Source organism: Acinetobacter sp. Lyrl_1, assembly GCF_051948795.1.
GTDB classification, from domain to species: domain Bacteria; phylum Pseudomonadota; class Gammaproteobacteria; order Pseudomonadales; family Moraxellaceae; genus Acinetobacter; species Acinetobacter towneri.
Window position 1 is genome coordinate 1 of record NZ_JAYJLK010000073.1, and the last position, 5,473, is coordinate 5,473.

Annotated in this window: 3 protein-coding genes and 1 pseudogene; 1 reads left to right on the forward strand and 3 read right to left on the reverse strand. The window is 37.7% G+C overall.

Features of this window, described 5'->3' with window-relative positions; translation table 11 throughout:
• Nucleotides 1-1,236 precede the first annotated feature (1,236 nt).
• Nucleotides 1,237-1,410: pseudogene (locus VF675_RS13365) on the forward strand (conjugal transfer protein TraD); the annotation flags it as partial.
• Between the two features lie 384 nt (nt 1,411-1,794).
• On the opposite strand, the gene VF675_RS13370 reads toward VF675_RS13365, so the two are convergent.
• The 3 genes from VF675_RS13370 to VF675_RS13380 form a co-directional block, all read right to left on the reverse strand.
• Nucleotides 1,795-2,241 (reverse strand): pilin, encoded by a 447-nt coding sequence (locus VF675_RS13370; RefSeq protein WP_440205356.1) that lies wholly within the window; start codon nt 2,239-2,241, stop codon nt 1,795-1,797.
• A 462-nt stretch (nt 2,242-2,703) separates the two neighbouring features.
• Nucleotides 2,704-3,591: a replication initiation protein gene (locus VF675_RS13375; protein ID WP_440205357.1), complete on the reverse strand. Its 888-nt coding sequence runs from the start codon at nt 3,589-3,591 to the stop codon at nt 2,704-2,706.
• Nucleotides 3,592-3,931: 340 nt separating this feature from the next.
• Entirely contained in the window at nt 3,932-4,996 is a 1,065-nt protein-coding gene (locus tag VF675_RS13380) for a hypothetical protein (protein WP_440205358.1), read from the reverse strand.
• Nucleotides 4,997-5,473: the final 477 nt, after the last annotated feature.

Here is a 5,473-nt window from a genome sequence, read left to right on the forward strand (position 1 = left end):
CAATCCTATTTAACTAGGTCGGGGAAACCCGTCTTTAGTGAAGTTGGGCGACAAGGAAACGGAAGCGTGGTGACACGTTGGTCGGGAAGTAATTCCCGATCTAGGCTGAAAGCCGAAATCCTGTTTTGAAGATATGGTTAGGAGTTTCAGGATGAAATTCCGTTAACAGCCACCGTTCTATGCAGATGTGCGTAATGTTTTGCATAGTGCGTGCCACACACGATGGATTCCGAGGTAACCGAGAGGTTATCGGGGCGCTGAGGCGAAAGCTGGATGCGTTGCAGGCACTTTCTTGTTAAACGGTGAACTCGTCGTGAGACGTTCCGTTGAAGCTCGAAAGGTCGATTGATAGCTCAAACGTGACAATGGGGGCGCACAACCCCCTATGTGGATTGCAAGTGCTTTACCAACAAGAATGATGATCAGATTAATAATGCGTTTTTTGGAACTGCGAACGCAAAAATAGGGAATTTCTTCGGACATTCTGGTGATCTAGTTGATAAGCGTACTGCAAGTTAAGACTTCAAGACTAACTTGGGAATCACATCCTTCAAACGTGCAAATTGGTTAAGCGCGAAATATTGAGGAAGTGAGGGAGCGATCTTGAGTAGCGCATATAAAACGGTTTTTAAATCGTGGAAATTGTGCCTGAAAGGGTAAGAACCATAGCTACCGTTCGGAGAAATCCGTTGTTAAGGGAATCGTGGTTTTGCGAAAGAGTGAGGTTGGGATATGCAGAGGTGCATATTGAGTATGTGCTCACCTGGTGGTAACAGCCTTGTTGAGTTAAAAAAAATCAGAAACGGTTAAATGGGGATTGGTCTCCCCTACTGTTCGAGTTGGTCGCTTGAACTAAACTAAGTTGATGAAAATGCAGAGCTACAACTGTGTTGGATGCCTTGTTCTTATGCAAGTAGTATCTTTGTGGCTATTTCTCAGTACAGAAAACTGAGGTTCACTGTGGACTTTGTTAGCAGAGGAGTTCAGCCGTTCCAAAGTCGGTTGAATCAGGTGTAGATTTAAAAACACATTATCAAGGGCGGTGGCTTAGCCACCGACCCTTACCTTTTTTATTTGAGTAAGAGTAAGCACTCTTTAACATCTCTATATCGAGTACCTTGCCGCCCTAACGTCATATGTTGATGATCTGTAGTTAATATCTAGATTTTCGAGCTATCCCATACAGAGGATGCAAGCTCCATCATAGTTTCTAGGCTAATCATTCCACTGTATAAACTTGTCCAACTTGGTGCCTTGTTTGAAATCGCCAATTTAGACAACCACAACCCAGCTGAGTTACTCGGCATCCTCCTTAAAACAGCAGAATTACCCAAAGATGACCCAAAATGGGCTTTATGGCGAGAATACGGGAAACAAACCCTAAACCAAAGGAAAGACACTAAAAAGTAATAAAAACGCCTTATAACGCAAATGAGAGCGTTTTAAGGCAATAAAAACCAACCGTAGTGGGTCAAACCGTATTTTCTGCGCTGAAAAGATAGTTTTTTACTAACTTTAGGATAATTAGTACATGGATTATTCGTTTTTTCCTTTTGGCGTTCAAGTTTAAGCTTTTAGAATCCCCCACTTGAGTGAAAACGAAAGTGGGGGGAGTATGTCAAAAGATGATTTAATATTATCTGATGAAAAGAAAAAATCTCGAATATACTCCTCAAAATATATGAAATAATAAATTATATTTTTCAATATCTTATATATTAAGTAATAAAATTATTTTTACTATCTAAAACAAAAAAACGCATCAAATTTGATGCGTTTAGATTTACTTCTTGATTAGGTAGCTGATGCAGTACAGCCCTGAGGAATCATACCTGTTGGCATATCTTTATTTACAACACAACTAAAGCCACCTGCTTTTTTAATAGCACCTGTAGTTTCGTAGGTTGTCTCTGTATAAACTAAGTCCACATATGCTCCTGTACCCAACTTAGCTGGAGCATTATCTAACACACATTTCATGCCTCCTGCATTTACAGTAAGAGTTGAGCAATTAGCTGTTGTCGATGCAGGAAAACCAACAGTAGTTGCGCTAGGTGTACGACCCTCATTCATTTCTAATTCAAATTGAGTTTTATGAGCAGCTATTTCACCTAATGCAGCAGCTACTTTTGCTTTAGCCATGTAATCCTGGTAAGCAGGTATTGCAATAGCTGCAAGAATACCAACAATAGCGACAACGATCATTAATTCAATTAATGTAAAACCTTTTTGAGCGTTCATGACACTTCCCCATAGTAATATGTAATTAAGAGATAAACTCTAAGGTGCTAAATAACTAGCATAAATCATGCCAAATAAAAATATATAATTAAATCAATATATTATTAACAATATCTTTTATTATGACATTTTTTGTCACTTTTCTCTAAAAAAAAGTGACAAAAAATGTCACATAAGCTTTTTCTATGCCACGTTTCTCTAAAAAAAAAGCCAGTTTAAAATGTGGAGTTAAACTGGCTTTTTTATAGCTTAATTGAAAATATTTTAATGTCCACTATATTTTATTAAAAATCGAGCCTTATATCACCTCCATAAATGAGGGTGTTTTACGGCTCATTGGATTATAAAAAATTAGCCTAAGTTAGTGAGGAAATTAGAAGCGTGGAACAATATCTAAATTGACCATACTGACAAATAAAAACCCCATAAAAGGGGCTGTTATCTGATATAGCTTGTTTAGTCTCATTTTTCAGATTTTTTTCTGCGAAAATAAGTTGCTCTACTAATACCTAATTCTTTCCATGGCTCACCTAGTGAAGGTCTACCACCGCCTTTAGACTTACTACCACCTTTAGCACCCTTTTTAGCGTGCCATTCCGTCTTCCCCTCTATAGAAAAGCGTTGCCAAACCCATTTAGCGATACTTTTTGAGATTTGTTTAATCTCTGCATACTGCAACGGTTCAGGAAATTGCTGATTCTCTTTCATAACACGCTCTAAAACAGCGTTAAACCATGCTTGATAGCTTGATTTCGATTCAAGGTAGGGTAACACTGCCTTATATGCCCAAAACCGCGTTAAATCGAAAATAGTGCAGTTTCGACCTAAACCTTGAATGCGATCCTCGGCTGTGGGTTTATCATTCAGGTCTACAAAATCAGCTAAATAATCGAGTGAGTAAGTTTTTTCACTCCAAAAAACAACATCCCAGTGCCTGTTTAAAGGATTTTTAGTGATTAAACGGCTGTATGCGGTGTCTGAGCCTAGTTTTTTAGCATATGCAGCCTGAATCGCACTTGCGTAGCGTATGGGCTTAATACTTGCAATTTCAGTGGTGGGAAATGGTGTTTCAAGCTTGTAGCAGATATGGCAGTGGCCATTTTCAGGGTTACGAGCAGTCCAATAGGGAATCGGTAAATTTTCTGTATGCCAAGCAAGAACAGAATCAGCATGATCTAAGTCAAAAAACAGATAATTAACCATACACGGCTGATTGCCTTGTATGTATCGGCGTTTTATCGCTTCTCGCTTGGGCAAAATATCTAAGCCACGATCTAAATACTCTGCACAATAAGGCTTATACGCCAAATCATCATAAAAAATTTCTAGTTGGTGAACAGGCGTAGCCATTGTTCAAGTCCTTATAACTCTTGTTTTTGTGGACTCAACTAGCTACAATTAGGGTTCAAGATAATTGAGGTGCTAGTTGAGATTTTTCTCTTCAAGTTCCCGAAAAAAGCCCGACGCCACATCGGGTTTTTTTTCGCTCAAAATAAAGTTTACATCAAAGTTACATAGTTGTTAAACCCTTAATTTTAAAGTAAAAACATATACCACAAATATGGTATTTTAATACCCAAAAAAAATGACAATAACCGCTAAGAATCAACCATTTAGATTTTTTGCACTTTATTTCGAAAGTTTTTAAATACCCTTCCCGACCTATTTTTAAATTGATTTTGTAACGTAATCATTTCAAAGTTTCTGAAAGCATTGCTTCATCTACTTTTTTATTACGGTTCTCGACCTTCATTTTCTCAAGATTAACGTAGTTAAAAATTGGCATATATTCGCCTTTTCGGACTAATTCTAGGGGGATTTCCACGCCATATTGATCAAAAAGGTCTCTCCGCTGCCGGTATTCATCTAAATTGTCGGCATAGTTCTCTAGCCGCGGCAAATAAACTAAATGCGGTGGCTCTATTTCAATTTGCTGCCATGATTTTTTAACTTTTTTACGAACAAAACGTTGGGCAAAATGAAGCAATTCACCCGACTGCTGTCGGTTACTCTTAAAAACGGCCCATGCTTCAATCATTTTGAAAAAGTTACGCAAATCAGCTCGGTTTTTTTCAGCTAACTTATTATTTTTTTGGCTGATAAGTTTATTTACAACAGCTATAAGTCGGGCCTTCATTCGCAAATATGACTGCTTGCTGTATCTCCAAGACCAAGAAAATGACCGAATTCTGTCTTTATATTCTTTTTCAGTCGGCTTGTAGACCTTGTGATCTGTACGCACAAGCTCAAAAGTCATGTGTTGTGTGACTTTCAAAGAAATGGCCGTATCTAAGATAAATTGTAGTGGCTCTCGATCTTTGAAATAGCTGTAAATCAAATCCATTTCAGCCTGAATTTCAGGCTTTATCCAAGTGAATCCCTTAAATTTCTCCTGTAATTTTTCTACTTTTTCCCGATCTTTGGCATTAACAATTTTTTGAGATGCTACCCCACACTGCAAATTAAAATCTCGTGTCTTAGGAGTAGTGAATAATAAATGCAGCGTCCATTTGTACTTTTCAAAAACATCACGTTGAACAATACAAGTACACACTGGATAACCTTTTTCAAGACGATAATTACGCTGTCTTGGGGTAAGCTTTAGATCATAACGTTCTGTGAGCTTTTCAATCAGTCCATCTACACTATTAAAAATAGTTTTAGTCTGACCATCTATCCAATCTTCATATTCTTTCCAATCAATTTTTGCATAAAAATAAGCTCCATTAGCAACATGATCAGCGATTCTCTGCATCGTAAATTTTGAGTGTGGACTATATACAATCATGGTTATTAATGTAATGAAGGTAATTTACATAAAAATAGCCCATTTTTTGTGAAAAAACCAGTTTGTAATCTAGTAAAAGATTATTAATACTTACAAGTATTTTTAGGGCGAAGCCTACCATGCGTAGCATGGTTATAAATTGGAACTTTTCAGGGTATATGTAATCGCGTAATAAGTAGTTCCTGCAAATCAGGATAGACGACTTATTTTTTATGTTCTATGATCAATTCATCATCAATGAAGTGTGTCTGACCAACGCGCATTTAAGACTGACCGACCGTGTTAGTTTTAGTGTGCGCAGGCACACTAAAACTTTGATTTTTTAAACAGCTCATAGTCAAACTTCTAACCAATTTTTGACTACCTGACGAAGCGGACTGCCATTTAACCGTGGCTCGGTACGCTTTGATGGGAGCTTGAGGGACGCAATGCCCTCATTCGATC

Bases quoted from the DNA above. Each gene is read 5' to 3' on its own strand.
- VF675_RS13370 (WP_440205356.1), bottom strand. From the start codon at position 2,241: ATGAACGCTCAAAAAGGTTTTACATTAATTGAATTAATGATCGTTGTC.
- VF675_RS13375 (WP_440205357.1), bottom strand. From the start codon at position 3,591: ATGGCTACGCCTGTTCACCAACTAGAAATTTTTTATGATGATTTGGCG.
- VF675_RS13380 (WP_440205358.1), bottom strand. From the start codon at position 4,996: ATGCAGAGAATCGCTGATCATGTTGCTAATGGAGCTTATTTTTATGCA.